General features: G+C 74.0%; 11 protein-coding genes. 6 read left to right on the forward strand and 5 right to left on the reverse strand.

Annotated features, from left to right (window positions below):
* Nucleotides 1-26: 26 nt before the first annotated feature.
* Nucleotides 27-992: a cation diffusion facilitator family transporter gene (locus M1D46_RS16250; RefSeq protein ID WP_282980161.1), complete on the forward strand. Its 966-nt coding sequence runs from the start codon at nucleotides 27-29 to the stop codon at nucleotides 990-992.
* 29 nt (nucleotides 993-1,021) lie between these two features.
* On the forward strand, nucleotides 1,022-1,945 hold the full coding sequence (locus tag M1D46_RS16255) for an LLM class F420-dependent oxidoreductase (RefSeq protein WP_456286100.1): 924 nt from the start codon (nucleotides 1,022-1,024) through the stop codon (nucleotides 1,943-1,945).
* Between the two features lie 240 nt (nucleotides 1,946-2,185).
* Here M1D46_RS16255 and tadA read toward each other — a convergent pair whose 3' ends face one another.
* Complete coding sequence (gene tadA / locus M1D46_RS16260) at nucleotides 2,186-2,617, reverse strand: tRNA adenosine(34) deaminase TadA (RefSeq protein ID WP_456287183.1); 432 nt, start codon at nucleotides 2,615-2,617, stop codon at nucleotides 2,186-2,188.
* A gap of 95 nt (nucleotides 2,618-2,712) precedes the next feature.
* Here tadA and upp point away from each other — a divergent pair, with 95 nt between their 5' ends.
* Complete coding sequence (gene upp, locus M1D46_RS16265; protein WP_271174406.1) at nucleotides 2,713-3,345, forward strand: uracil phosphoribosyltransferase; 633 nt, start codon at nucleotides 2,713-2,715, stop codon at nucleotides 3,343-3,345.
* Between the two features lie 23 nt (nucleotides 3,346-3,368).
* On the opposite strand, the gene M1D46_RS16270 is transcribed toward upp, so the two are convergent.
* The gene (locus M1D46_RS16270; RefSeq protein WP_456286101.1) at nucleotides 3,369-4,142 is read right to left on the reverse strand and encodes a hypothetical protein; all 774 of its coding nucleotides are present in this window, start codon (nucleotides 4,140-4,142) and stop codon (nucleotides 3,369-3,371) included.
* The gene (locus M1D46_RS16275) at nucleotides 4,139-7,690 is read right to left on the reverse strand and encodes a TM0106 family RecB-like putative nuclease (protein ID WP_456286102.1); all 3,552 of its coding nucleotides are present in this window, start codon (nucleotides 7,688-7,690) and stop codon (nucleotides 4,139-4,141) included. The genes M1D46_RS16270 and M1D46_RS16275 overlap by 4 nt, the downstream gene beginning before the upstream one ends.
* Before the next feature lie 84 nt (nucleotides 7,691-7,774).
* Between M1D46_RS16275 and M1D46_RS16280 the strand changes: the two genes are divergently transcribed.
* Nucleotides 7,775-8,596, forward strand: a complete 822-nt coding sequence (locus tag M1D46_RS16280) for an SMP-30/gluconolactonase/LRE family protein (protein ID WP_456286103.1) — start codon at nucleotides 7,775-7,777, stop codon at nucleotides 8,594-8,596.
* Between the two features lie 49 nt (nucleotides 8,597-8,645).
* Here M1D46_RS16280 and M1D46_RS16285 read toward each other — a convergent pair whose 3' ends face one another.
* On the reverse strand, nucleotides 8,646-8,954 hold the full coding sequence (locus M1D46_RS16285) for a hypothetical protein (RefSeq protein WP_456286104.1): 309 nt from the start codon (nucleotides 8,952-8,954) through the stop codon (nucleotides 8,646-8,648).
* The gene (locus M1D46_RS16290) at nucleotides 8,951-10,783 is read right to left on the reverse strand and encodes a PspC domain-containing protein (protein ID WP_456286105.1); all 1,833 of its coding nucleotides are present in this window, start codon (nucleotides 10,781-10,783) and stop codon (nucleotides 8,951-8,953) included. Before M1D46_RS16290 ends, M1D46_RS16285 begins: the two co-directional genes overlap by 4 nt.
* A gap of 104 nt (nucleotides 10,784-10,887) precedes the next feature.
* Here M1D46_RS16290 and M1D46_RS16295 point away from each other — a divergent pair, with 104 nt between their 5' ends.
* A complete protein-coding gene (locus M1D46_RS16295; protein WP_456286106.1) occupies nucleotides 10,888-12,072 on the forward strand; it encodes an ATP-binding protein in 1,185 nt (394 codons plus the stop codon).
* Nucleotides 12,059-12,724, forward strand: coding sequence for a LuxR C-terminal-related transcriptional regulator (locus M1D46_RS16300; protein WP_271174399.1), 666 nt, complete (start codon nucleotides 12,059-12,061; stop codon nucleotides 12,722-12,724). The genes M1D46_RS16295 and M1D46_RS16300 overlap by 14 nt, the downstream gene beginning before the upstream one ends.
* The last annotated feature ends 23 nt before the right edge of the window (nucleotides 12,725-12,747 follow it).

The raw sequence follows: 12,747 nt of genomic DNA on the forward strand, positions 1-12,747 counted from the left end.
GCGAGCGCCCGCCTTAGACTGCGAGCATGAGCGCACACGGCGGTGGCAAGGCGATCCTGGCGGCCTTCGCGGCGAACATCGGGATCGCGATCGCGAAGTTCATCGGATGGATCATCTCGGGCTCCGCATCGATGCTCGCGGAGGCCATCCACTCGGTCGCCGACTCCGGCAACCAGCTCCTCCTCCTGCTCGGCGGACGCCGCGCGCGGCGAGCCGCCGACCGCGAGCACCCCTTCGGGCACGGCCGCGAGCGCTACGTGTACGCGTTCGTCGTCGCGATCATCCTCTTCTCGGTCGGCGGGGTCTTCTCGCTCTACGAGGGAGTCGAGAAGCTCACCCACCCGCACGCGGTCGAGAACGCCTGGCTGCCGATCGCCATCCTCGTCATCGCGATCGGCCTCGAGAGCTTCTCGCTGCGCACCGCCGTCAAGGAGAGCAACGCCGTGCGCGAGCGCGGGCAGTCCTGGGCGTCGTTCATCCGCCGCGCGAAGGCACCCGAGCTGCCCGTCGTCCTCCTCGAGGACTTCGCGGCGCTGATCGGCCTCACCCTCGCGCTCCTCGGCGTGGGCCTCACGGTGCTCACGGGCGACGCCGTCTTCGACGCGCTCGGCACCATCTGCATCGGCGTGCTCCTCATCCTCGTGGCGATCGTGCTCGGCATCGAGACGAAGAGCCTGCTCGTCGGCGAAGGCGCATCGGAGGCCGACTTCGAGCGGATCGTCGCCGCGATCGAGGCGGGGCCCGAGGTCGAGAAGCTCATCCACGTGAAGACGCTATACGTCGGGCCCGAGGAGCTCATGGTGGCCGGCAAGGTCGGCCTCCCGCAGGACATCTCCGTGGCCGACGCGGCGCGCGACATCGATGCGGTCGAGGCGCGCATCCGCGAGGCCGTGCCTGCCGCGCGGATCATCTACCTCGAGACCGACGTCTATCGCGCTCCCCACGAGCCCGGCCCTCCGACGGAGACCTTCATCCTCAAGTCCTCCGACTGACGGCTCCCTGCGCTGACAGACTGGGGCGCATGGAGTTCTGCGTCTTCACCGAGCCCCAGATGGGGGCCAGCTACGACACCCAGCTCGCGTTCGCGCAGCAGGCCGAGCGCGTCGGATTCGACGGCTTCTTCCGCTCGGACCACTATCTGACGATGGGCGGCGAAGGGCTCCCGGGGCCGACGGACGCCTGGACGACGCTCGCCGGCCTGGCGCGCGAGACGACCCGCCTGAGGCTCGGCACCCTCGTCTCGTCGGTCACCTACCGCTGGCCCGGGATCCTCGCGATCCAGGTCGCGCAGGTCGACGCGATGTCGGATGGCCGCGCCGAGCTCGGGCTCGGGACCGGCTGGTTCGAGGCGGAGCATCTCGCGTACGCGATCCCCTTCCCCCGGAAGCGGTTCGGGATGCTCGCCGAGCAGCTCGAGATCGTGAACGGGCTGTGGTCCACCCCGGTCGGCGAGCGCTACGGCTTCGAGGGAGAGCACTACCGGCTCGTCGACTCCCCCGCCCTGCCGAAGCCCGTGCAGGATCGGGTGCCCGTCATCGTGGGCGGCGCAGGCCTCACCCGGACGCCGGAGCTCGCGGCGCAGCACGCGACCGAGTTCAACATCGCCTTCCAGCCCGAGGACGTCATCGCCGACCGCTTCGCCCGCGTGCGCGCGGCGTGCGAGCGGATCGGCCGGGACCCCGAGACGCTGAAGCTCAGCGTCGCGCTCACGACCCTCGCGGGCGGCAGCGAGGCCGACCTCGAGCGGCGCGCAGCAGCGACCCAGACCGACCTCGCGGCGTTCCGCGCGGGAGACGGCTTCGCCGGCTCCGCCGACGACATCGTCGCCAAGGCGACCCGGCTGAAGAAGCTCGGCGCGTCTCGGCTGTACTTCCAGCTGATGGACATGGGCGACCTCGATCACGTGGCGTATCTCGGCGAGGAGGTGCTGCCGCGCCTGCGCTGAGCGAATCGCCGCCAGGGTCTTGCATTCCGATATTTCAGTAGGCGAGGCTAGGGACTGCGCCCGACCGGCGCACCTCTCCCACCTGGGCTCCGGCCCGCAGAACAAAGGAAACGACCATGGCAGATCTCCTCGGCCTCCTCTCCGGACTCCTCGAGACGCTCCTCGGCCTCCTCGGCGGCCTCGGCATCTGAGCCCATCGCTCGAGAGTCCCCGCGGCGCGGCCGCGGGGACTCTCTGCGTTCAGCGGCGCTCGGCGAAGAAGGCGCGCAGGAGCGCCACGGCCTCGTCCTCGAGCACGCCGCCGACGACCTCCGCGCGGTGGGGAAGGCGCCGGTCCCGCACGACGTCGTACATCGATCCCGCGGCCCCTGCCTTCTCGTCCCACGCCCCGAAGACGAGCCGCGCAATGCGGGCCTGCAGGACCGCTCCCGCGCACATGACGCACGGCTCGAGCGTCACGACGAGCGTGCATCCCTCGAGGTTCCAGGATCCGATGGCCTCGGCCGCGCGGCGCATGGCGACGATCTCGGCGTGCGCCGCTGGGTCGTGCGTCTCCTCGCGGAGGTTCCGCCCCTCGCCGAGCACCGCGCCATCCGCCCCGAGCACCACGGCTCCGACCGGGATGTCCCCGCGCTCCCCCGCGGCGTCGGCCAGCGCGAGCGCGCGGCGCATCGCGGACACGTCGGATGGCGAGGAATTCACCCTCCGAGCCTAGAACGGCCCCGGCTCTCTGCATCCGCGCAACCGCGTCCCGGTAGCCTTGCTCTATGCGCCTGCACGTCGCCGACCACCCGCTCATCACGCACAAGCTCACGGTGCTCCGCGACAAGGCAACGCCGTCGCCGGTCTTCCGTCAGCTGACTGAGGAGCTCATGACGCTCCTCGCCTACGAGGCCACGCGCAACGTGCGCGTCGAGCCGGTCACGATCGACACCCCCGTCACGCAGACGAAGGGCGTCAGGATCGCCGACCCGAAGCCGCTCGTCGTCCCGATCCTGCGCGCAGGGCTCGGCATGCTCGAGGGGATGACCAAGCTCGTCCCGACCGCGGAGGTCGGCTTCCTCGGCATCGTGCGGAACGAGGAGACCCTCCTTCCGACCACGTACGCCGAGCGCCTGCCCGACGACCTCAGCGACCGCCAGTGCTTCGTGCTCGACCCGATGCTCGCGACCGGCGGCTCGCTCGCCGCGGCGATCAAGTACCTCTTCGACCGCGGCGCGACCGAGGTAACCGCCGTGTGCCTCCTCGGCACCCCGGAGGGCGTCCACGCGATCGAGAGCCTCGTGGGCGACCGCGACATCACGCTCGTGCTCGGCGCGCTCGACGAGGGCCTCAACGAGCACGGGTACATCGTGCCGGGGCTCGGCGACGCGGGCGACCGCCTGTACGGCACGGTCTGAGCCGGGGCGGCTCGGGCCGCGCCTCAGTCCACGTCGAGCCGGTAGGCCCGCTCCTCGCCGTACGTCCGGAAGCCGGCGCGCGCGAGGATCGGCGCCGAGGTCGACACCCGCCCCTTGACGAGCGCGGTCGACGCGCCGAACGCGCGGGCGAGGCGGAGCCGCTCCGCGAGCGCGGCCCGATACGCGCCGCGCCCGCGGTCGGAGGCGAGGGTGGCCGCGCCCCAGAGGCGCGCGAACTCCCCGACGATCGTCGCGCCGCCCGTGCTCACGGGGCGGCCGTCGATGCGCGCGAGCACGCGGAACCCGCGCCCCGCGCTCCCATCCGCCTCGAGCTCGCGCAGTTCGGCGTCGAGCCCCGCCTCGTCGAGCGGCGCCTGCTCCCAGACCGGCACGTTGACCGCGTCGACGTCGCGCAGCTGCTCTCGTGTGCGCACCGTCTCGACCGTGACGCCCGGGGACTCCCCCGGCGCCGCCTCGTCGAGGGCGAGCGCGAAGACGGTGACGGTGTCCTCGTGCACCGCGCCGCGCCGGAGCAGCGCGTCCGCGAGCCCCGCTGGGCGGTCGGATGCGCCGACCCAGAAGGTCGCGCGCCGCTCGCCCCAGTCGCGGGCGCGGTCGAGCGCGGCGTCCACCGCCTCATCGGGTGTGCCCTCGCGGTCGAACGCCGAGACCCGCACCCCGCCGCCGAAGCGCGCGGGATAGCGCACGGCGACCATCCCGTCGACGACGTGATCGGAGTCGCGGGGCAGCCAGACCCACTCGGCGGCTGCGCGGCGGATGGCGTCGGCGTCGGTCATGCGCGCTCCTCCGGAGCCACGAGGCGGGCGAACGCGCTCATGCGCGCGACGCCGGCGGGCGTGTGAGGCAGGTCGTCGAGCAGGGCGGGCGAGTGCACGAGGTACGCCGCGACCATCGCGCGCGAGATCGCGACGTTGAGCCGGTTCTGGAGCAGCAGGAACTCCGTCCCGCGCGGGGCGTCCCTGCCCGATGAGGCCGCGAGCGTCACGATCGAGATCGCGGCCTCCTGCCCCTGGAACCGGTCGACGGTCCCGACGCGCACGCGCGGCCATCCGGCACGCTGCAGGGTCTGCTCGACGAGCTGCTGCTGGGCGTTGTACGGCGCGACGACGATGATGTCGTCCTCCGTGAGCGGGCGCGGCGGGCACGCGTGGGCGACGCCGTCGTCGTCGATGCGGATGTCGGTGAATGCCCGCCCGACGACCTCGCCGACGATCCGCACGACCTCGTCGGCCTCGGCCTGCGACTCGGTCGCGTCGCCCCGATGATGCACGGGCACCGCGTGCAGGCCCGGCGCGACGCCGTCGACCGACCGGCGCTCCGCGCCGGCGCGCGACGCGAGACGCCCGGCGTAGGACAGGTGCGAGACGGCCTCGGACACCTCCGGATGCATGCGCCACGACCGCGCGAGGAAGTAGCCGTGCGTCTCCGGGAGCACCTGCTGGCCATCCATGACCCAGCCGAGCGCCGAGGTGTCCACGGGCTCGGGATGCACCCCCTGGCTCACCTGCGGAAGCTGCTGCGGATCGCCGAGCAGCAGAAGGCTGCGCGCCGCCGTCGAGACCGCGATGGTCGACGCGAGCGAGAACTGGCCGGCCTCGTCGATGACGAGCAGGTCGAGCCCGCCGCGCGCGATGCGGCCGGTGTGCGTGAAGTCCCACGCGGTGCCGCCGACGACGTAGCCGCCCTGCTGCTCGGAGACGAAGCGGGCCATGCCGTTCTTGGGGATCAGCGTGAAGGCGGGGTCGCGCGGCTCGGCTCCGGACTTCGGCGCCTTCGCGACGCGCGAGCCGGGCACCCCCGCCGCGACGACGCGGTCGAGCATGTTCTCGACCACGGCGTGCGACTGCGCGACGACGCCGACCCGGTAGCCGTGCTCCATGACGAGGCGGGCGATGACATGCGAGCCGACATACGTCTTGCCGGTGCCGGGAGGGCCCTGGACGGCGACGTAGGAGCTGTCCAGGCCGCGCACCGTCCGGACGATCGCGGACACGTCGTCGCCGTCGGACGGCGCGATCCCGGCACCGCGCGGCGGGATGCGGCGCAGGATGTCGGTGGCCGGGTCGGCCGGGAGCTCCCCCGCGTCGGCCGCGCGCACGACCGTCTCGGCCCATGCGTCGATGGCCCCCTGCTGGTTGCCGGCACGCGGCGGGGGCGCGGGGGTGAGGGCGACCGGAAGCTCCTGCCACGTCTCGCCGTCGGCCGCGCGCTCCTCGATGACGGCACCGTCGTCGAGGACCTCGATGACGCGTGCCTGGCGCGGCACGTGCACCCAGCGCGGGGAGGCCTGGTTCGGGAACGGAGCGGGCCGCGGATAGAGCAGGTACGGCTCGACGCCCTCGCTCAGTCGCGTTCCCGGTGCGAGCTCGCCGCGGAGCTCGACCACGCGGCGGACGGATCGCGCGCCCTCGGGCATCCCCCAGTCCTCGACGACGCGGCAGCGCGAGGCGTCGACGGCGAGGACATCGCGGGTGTCGAGCCAGAGGCCGAGCGGCTCCCGCAGCCGCTGGAAGTGCCCGTGCCAGAAGCTCTTCGCCTCGCGCGGGTAGTAGTCGATCGCGGCCGCAGCGAGACGCAGCGCGTCCTCGTCGGCGCTCGGGGCCGACAGCGGGTCTGCCGCCACGCGGGCATCGCGGCGCGCAGCGGCATGCGCGTCGAGCGCGAGCGCGAGCGGAGACGGCGCGTACGCGAGCTCGTCGGGCACCTCGGGCGGGGCAGGGGTCACGCCGGTCTCCCGCGCACGCTCGACGAGCCAGTCGCGCAGGCGCCGGGTCGAGACGCAGTCGTAGCGGTTGTAGTCGGCGAGGTCGTCGAGGATGGCCCGCGCGGCCGCCTCCTGCCCATCGGCCTGCAGGGCGCGCGCCTCGACGTAGCGGACGATCGAGTCGTCGCCCTTCTGCACGTCCTGCGTGCGCACCTCGTCGCCCATGTAGAGCGGCTCGAGCTTCTTGATCGAGTACGACCGCGAGCCGATGCGCAGGGCCCGCCGAACGATCGGGTAGAGGTCGACGAAGAGCTCGTCGCGCAGCATCCGGTCGACGTCGGCCTCGCGCACGCCGTGCCGAGCGGCCATCGCCGCCAGGTGCGTGGGCTCATACGGCGCGTAGTGGTAGATGTGCATGTCGGGATGCGCGGCCCTGCGCGCCGCGACGAAGTCGCAGAAGCGCTCGAGGGCGGCCTTCTCCTCCGCGAGGGTGTGCGCCCAGAGTGCGGAGTACTGCTCGCGCAGGTCGACCCATCCGAAGAGGTAGTCGATGCCCCAGACGGCGGCCGAGCCGACCTGCTCGCTGTAGAGCGGATCGCCCTCGAAGTCGAAGAACACGTCACCCTGGCTCGGGCGGGGCATCGCGCCGAGCGCGAGCGGCTGCACGACCTCGTACGCGGGAACCGGGTGCGCGTCGGCCGGCTCGTCACCCGGCACGCCCGCAGGGCTCTGCAGCTGGAGGCGCGCCTGCGTGCGCAGCGACGCGAAGACGTCGGAGTTCATCCGCGCGGGCCCGGTCTCGGCCGCCGCGAGGTCGTCGATCGTGCGGATGCCGATGTCGCGCAGGCGAGCGCGCTGCGACGGGCGCATGCCCGCGACGAGCAGCAGGTCGCGATGCGCGACGACCTCGAGCTCGCAGGTCGCGCAGCGCCCGCAGGCGGACACCTCGAGCTCGCCGCGCTCGTCGCCCCACGCGATCGCCTCGGCCGACGCGCCCCGCTCGATCCCGCGATCCGCGATGAGCGCGCGCAGGCGGCGACGGCGCACGTCGAACATCGGAAGCAGGTCGTCCACGCGGTGCGTCGACACCGAGCCGTCGCCGAGCAGGAGGTCGACCTCGTCGGAGGTCGGGATGCCGAGACGGCGCAGCTGATCGACGTATGCCGCGAGCTGCATGAGCGCCGTCACGCGGGCCGTGCGGGCGAGCTTGCTGTCCTGCACGCGCCAGCGGCCATCCGCCTCCTGCACGAGGAAGTCGGCGAATCCGACGAACTCGTCCGTGGTGAAGGCCGCCTGGAACAGCACCCGCGCATCCGACCGCAGCGCGTCGACCGTCTGGGCCGCCACGTCGGCGAGCGCCGCGGAGTCGGCCGACGACACCCGCTCGAGCTCGACCACCCCGGCGCCGAACTCCTGGCGGTAGCGCTCGAGGACGCGCTCCTCGTGGCGATCGCCGAGCCGGGCCGCGCGCTCGAGCATGGCGTCCTCCGGATCCTCGACGGCGGCGACGCGGCCGAGCTTCGCGTCGATCGCCCGCAGCCACGCGAACTCGCACTCGGCGGCGGCCTTGAGGTCGCTCGCGCTCCACACGAGGCGCTGCTCTGTCGGGATGAATCTCACACTCCGACGGTAGCCCGGGTCTCGGACATCCCCGTCCGCCGGCATGACACGATGGCTCTGATGCCCGCGAGCGGAGGAGACGGCATGGACGAGCGACCCGGCCCGTGGACCCGGCTGAGCGCCGCGGCCCATCCCCTCGGCGAGGGATCGCGGCTCATCGACGGCGTCGTGCACTGGGTCGACCTCGAAGGCGGCGTCCTGCACGCCTGGACCCCCGAGGGCGGGGACGCCGCGACCCATCGGCTCGACCGCCCGGTCGGCTTCGCCGAGAAGGCGCCGGACGGACGCCTGCTCGCCGCGGCGGGGACGGGCGTCGTCGAGCTCGACATCTTCGGGCGCCACACCGCTCTCGCCGACACCGGTCTCGACCCCGCCCGGCATCGCGTCAACGACGGGACCATCGCGCCCGACGGATCGCTGTGGTTCGGGACGATGGTCCGGGACGGCTCCGACCCGGATGGCGCGGTCTGGCGCTGGGACGCGGGCACCGGCGAGGTGACGCGCCTCGCGACCGGCATCGACATCCCGAACGGCCCGGCCTTCCATCCCGACGGCGAGACCGTGCTCATCGCCGACACCGTGGGCGGCCGCATCCTGCGCGCGCCGCTCGCGGCACCCGACCGCCTCGACGTGTTCGCAGCGGTCGACGGGTCGCCCGACGGCCTGCACGTCGACGCGCAGGGACGCATCTGGAGCGCCGTGTACGACGGCGGGCGCCTCGACGTGTACCGAGCGGATGGCACGCGGCTCGCGCGCATCGAGGTCCCGGCCGAGCACCCCACGAGCGTCCTCACGACGCCGGACGGCCGCGTCGTCGTGACGAGCGCCGCGCAGGGGATGGATGAGCCGGGACCGTTCGACGGGCACACGTTCGCCGCCGCGATCGCCGACGTGCTCGAGGCCTGAGCCCGGTCAGGCGGCGCGGGCGCCGCGTCGCGCGGCGAAGCGGCCCGGCTCAGCGCCGCGCTGACCGCTTCTGCACGCCGCGAGCGAGCCCGGCGAGACCGGCGACGAGGATGACCGCGCCGGCGGCCAGGACGACGGTCACCGCGGTCGACACGGGGTCGGCCGTGAGGATCCAGTCGGCCACCGCCGCCTGGAGCGCGGCGTATCGCGTCGCGTCGAGCACCTGCCCCAGCCCGACGAGGGAGACGACGAGCATGAGCGCACCCCAGATGATCGCCGCCCAGCGGATGCGGGGCCGCTCGGCGGGCTCGGGGCCCGCGGCCGGGGCGCCCTCGAGGACGCGCTGCTCTTCGCTCATCGTGCACTCTCCTCGTCAGCGGACGGCGTCGGCTCGGCGGTGGCTCCGCCGGTGCCATCGGTCGGCTCCGGCGTCGGGCCGCCCGTCGATCCCGCGGTCGGCGTGGGCGTCGGCTCGACCGCGCCGAACTCGGCCTCGTCGAGCACCCAGATCGACACCTCACCGCCCTCGGTCTGCGTGATGTCCACCGTGCGCAGGGGCGCATCCGCCTCGGCGCCGTCCTGCGCCCACTCGACGATCCCGTCGCGCGGCACCGGCAGGTCCTCCGACTCGTAGACGCCCGCGTCGCCCATCCGGGTCACCATGACGCGCGTGTCATCGTCGGCATGGACCCGGATGTCCGCCGCGACATCCGGAGGGACGGTCACCTGCGTGAAGCCGGCACGGCGGACGACCGTGGCGCTGCCCTCTCCGCCGCCGTCGGCCATCAGCCACAGCTCGAGGGAGCCGTAGGCGCGCGTCACCTCGTACGACGAGCCGTCGACGGCGATCGTCTGCCAGCTGTTCGCGCCGATCACGTTGTTCGCGCCGAGCGCCGTGCCGGCCCCTGCGGCGAGCGCGATCGCGGCGAGGGCCGCGAGCGCCCCGCTGCGGCGGCGCAGGGCGCCCGCGATCACCATCCCGCCGGCCGCGACCGCCGACATCGCGAAGGCCGCGGCCGCAAGGGCGGCCGAGGCGCGTTCGGGCTCGATCGGCCAGGTCCCTCCGCCGAGGACGACGAGGGCTGCGGCCGATCCCGCGACGAGGGCGAGTCCGAGTGTCGACGCGCCGAAGGCGAGGGAGATCCTCGGACGACTCGCCCTGCGGGCCGCGCGCACGCGCGCCGCCTCCTCCGCGAACGCGCGCGCGGCCTGCTGGCGGCGGGCGCGCTCCTCCTCGCGGGCGAGGCGCTCCGCGTCGGTCTGCTGCGCGCGCCACGCGTCGTGCTGCTCGCGCCACTCCTCGTGCTGGCGACGCCAGGCGTCGAAGTCGCCGTCGGCGGGCGGCTCGGGCGACGGAGCCGGCTCGAAGGGCGGGACGGCCGGCCCCCCGGCCGTCCCGCGGGCGGCGGGGGTTCCCTGCACCCCGCCGAGGCCCCCGCCCGACACGGGGGACGCGATGCGCCGGCCGGCCCAGATGCCGAGCGCGGCGATGGCCGCGACCGCCGCGAGCCCGACGAGGAGCGCGACGGGCGATCCGTACCCGAAGATCGCGGGCACGACGACGCCGAAGCCGATCCCCAGGATCGGGATGGCGGCCGCGACGCAGACGAGGACGATGAGCGCCGTCCGCCCCGGTCCGAGCGCGGCCACGCCGCCCACGGACCGCTCGCGCCGGACGAGCCAGAGCGCGAACGCGGCGAGCGCCGCGACGACCGCGATCCAGAACGAGGCCTCGATGGCGGTCCAGACGATCCGGCCCGGGTACGCCAGGGCGAGGAAGTCCTCCATGAGCGTCGCGCTCGCCCAGCTGGCGAGTGCGCCGAAGCCGATCATGATCGCGATGCCGACGAGGGCGGGGCCCGAGCCGGTCCGCAGGCGGATCGCGATGTCGCCTCGCTCATCCGGGAGCAGGGCCCATCCGAGGGCGTACAGCCACAGCGCGGGGAACCCGAGCACCGCGGCGACGACGAAGATGCCCCGCACGATGACGGGGTCGGCGCCCGTGCGGCGCGCGATCGCGGCGCACACGCCGCCGATCCAGCCCTCCGTGCGCACGAGGCCGAGCGATCGCACCCAGTCGAAGAAGCCTCCTCCCGGGCGACGCGACGGCGCCTCGACGGCGGGAGCGCCGCCATCCGCCCCCACGGCGCTCGTCATCTCGGTTCCCCGCGGCTCGCTCTCGGTCATGGTCCGATCCTCGCGCGCTGCGCGCCGGCGCCGCCATGAGGGATCACCCCGGTCCTCCCCTGATTCGCCCGCTCAGGGCGGCCCGCGCGTGGTTGCATGGGGGCATGACCGCCGCGCCTCCCGCTTCGCGCCTCGCGCGCTCGCGCAGCGCGGTCGTCGCGGGCGTCGCCGAGGGCGTCGCGCGGCACCTCGGATGGCGCGTGCCGGTCACGCGGCTCCTGTTCGCCGCGACGGCAGGCATCTGGGGCGCGGGCGCACTCCTCTATCTGTGGCTCTGGGCCTTCACGCCCCTGCAGGATGGCGATGCGCGCGTCACGCGGCGGGCTCCCGTCGCGTGGATCCTCCTCGCGGGGGCTGCCCTGTTCCTCCTGGTCGCGCTCCAGATGAACTACTGGAGCCTCACTCAGGGCGTCCTCCCGCCCGCGAGCCTGCTCCCCGCGGTCTTCGCGATCGCGCTCGCGACCGCCGGGGGCGTGTGGTCGGCCGTCCTCGACCGGGCCGACCCGGCCCGCGGCCCCCAGCAGGACCTCCTCGTGCGCAGCATCGCGTCGGCCGTGCTCGCGGCCGTGGCCATCCTCATCCTCACCCGCACGGGCTCGGTCGCGGCCCAGCTCGCGCCGGTCATGCTCCTCATCGCGCTCGCGGCAGCGCTCGGCATCGCCGTCGTGTGGTCGTCGACCTGGATCGCGCGGTTCCGTGAGCTCCAGGCCGCGCGCATCCAGGGCATCCGCGAGGAGCAGCGCGCCGAGATGGCCGCGCACCTGCACGACTCCGTGCTGCAGACGCTCGCGCTCATCCAGAACCGCGCGGGCGCCTCGAGCGAGGTCGGCCGGATCGCCCGCGCCCAGGAGCGCGAGCTGCGGGCATGGCTCTACGACGACGACGCCCCCGCCGACAGCGACCTCGCGACCGATCTGCGCGACTACGCGACAGCGCTCGAGCTCGACTACGAGGTGGCGATCTCGGTCGTCTCCGCCGGATCGTCGACCGAGCGGGCGAGCGGCGAGGTCGCCGCGGCGGCCCGCGAGGCGATGCTCAACGCGGCGCGCCACGCGGGCGGCGAGGTCTCGGTCTACATCGAGGGCGCCCCGGGAGCCGTCGACGTCTTCGTCCGCGACCGGGGTGCCGGGTTCGACCTCGACGCCGTTCCCGAGGACCGCTTCGGCGTGCGCGAGTCGATCGTCGGCCGCATGCGGCGCACGGGCGGGATGGCCTCGGTCACGCGCGGCGCGGGAGGCGTCGGCACGCAGGTGCACATCCGCTACCCTTCGGCAGGTGCCCGTGCCTGAGCTCACCGTCGTGATCGTCGACGACCACTCCATCTTCCGCTCGGGGCTGCGCGCCGACCTCGACGGCGCGCTCCGGGTCGTCGGCGAGGCCGCCGACGTGCCGTCCGCAGTCGCCGTGATCGCCGAGACCGCGCCCGACGTCGTGCTCCTCGACGTGCACCTGCCCGGCGGCGCGGCCGGCAGCGCGGGCGGCGAGGACGTCCTGCGGCAGGCGTCGCCGCTCTCACCCGGAACCCGCTTCCTCGCCCTGAGCGTCTCGGACGCCGCGGAGGACGTCGTGCGGGTCATCCGCGCGGGCGCCCGCGGGTACATCACGAAGGGCGCGTCGGGAGCCGAGGTCTCCCGCGCGGTGCGGGTCGTCGCGTCGGGCGACGCGGTCTTCTCCCCGCGCCTGGCCGGATTCGTCATCGACGCCTTCGGCGCGGCCTCGGGCGAGACCGCGGTCGCCGACGACGAGCTCGACCGCCTCTCCGCGCGCGAGCAGGAGGTCATGCGGCTCATCGCCCGCGGCTACGCCTACAAGGAGGTCGCCGCCGAGCTCTTCATCTCGGTGAAGACCGTCGAGACGCACGTGTCGGCCGTGCTCCGCAAGCTCCAGCTCTCGTCGCGGCACGAGCTCACGGCGTGGGCGTCGGCGCGACGGCTGCTCTAGCGGCGATCGGGGCGGCCCACCGC

Source organism: Microbacterium sp. JZ70 (assembly GCF_053903225.1).

Bases quoted from the DNA above. Each gene is read 5' to 3' on its own strand.
- M1D46_RS16290 (WP_456286105.1), bottom strand. From the start codon at position 10,783: ATGACCGAGAGCGAGCCGCGGGGAACCGAGATGACGAGCGCCGTGGGG.
- M1D46_RS16295 (WP_456286106.1), top strand. From the start codon at position 10,888: ATGACCGCCGCGCCTCCCGCTTCGCGCCTCGCGCGCTCGCGCAGCGCG.
- M1D46_RS16250 (WP_282980161.1), top strand. From the start codon at position 27: ATGAGCGCACACGGCGGTGGCAAGGCGATCCTGGCGGCCTTCGCGGCG.
- M1D46_RS16255 (WP_456286100.1), top strand. From the start codon at position 1,022: ATGGAGTTCTGCGTCTTCACCGAGCCCCAGATGGGGGCCAGCTACGAC.
- M1D46_RS16270 (WP_456286101.1), bottom strand. From the start codon at position 4,142: ATGACCGACGCCGACGCCATCCGCCGCGCAGCCGCCGAGTGGGTCTGG.
- M1D46_RS16285 (WP_456286104.1), bottom strand. From the start codon at position 8,954: ATGAGCGAAGAGCAGCGCGTCCTCGAGGGCGCCCCGGCCGCGGGCCCC.
- tadA (WP_456287183.1), bottom strand. From the start codon at position 2,617: ATGCGCCGCGCGCTCGCGCTGGCCGACGCCGCGGGGGAGCGCGGGGAC.
- upp (WP_271174406.1), top strand. From the start codon at position 2,713: ATGCGCCTGCACGTCGCCGACCACCCGCTCATCACGCACAAGCTCACG.
- M1D46_RS16280 (WP_456286103.1), top strand. From the start codon at position 7,775: ATGGACGAGCGACCCGGCCCGTGGACCCGGCTGAGCGCCGCGGCCCAT.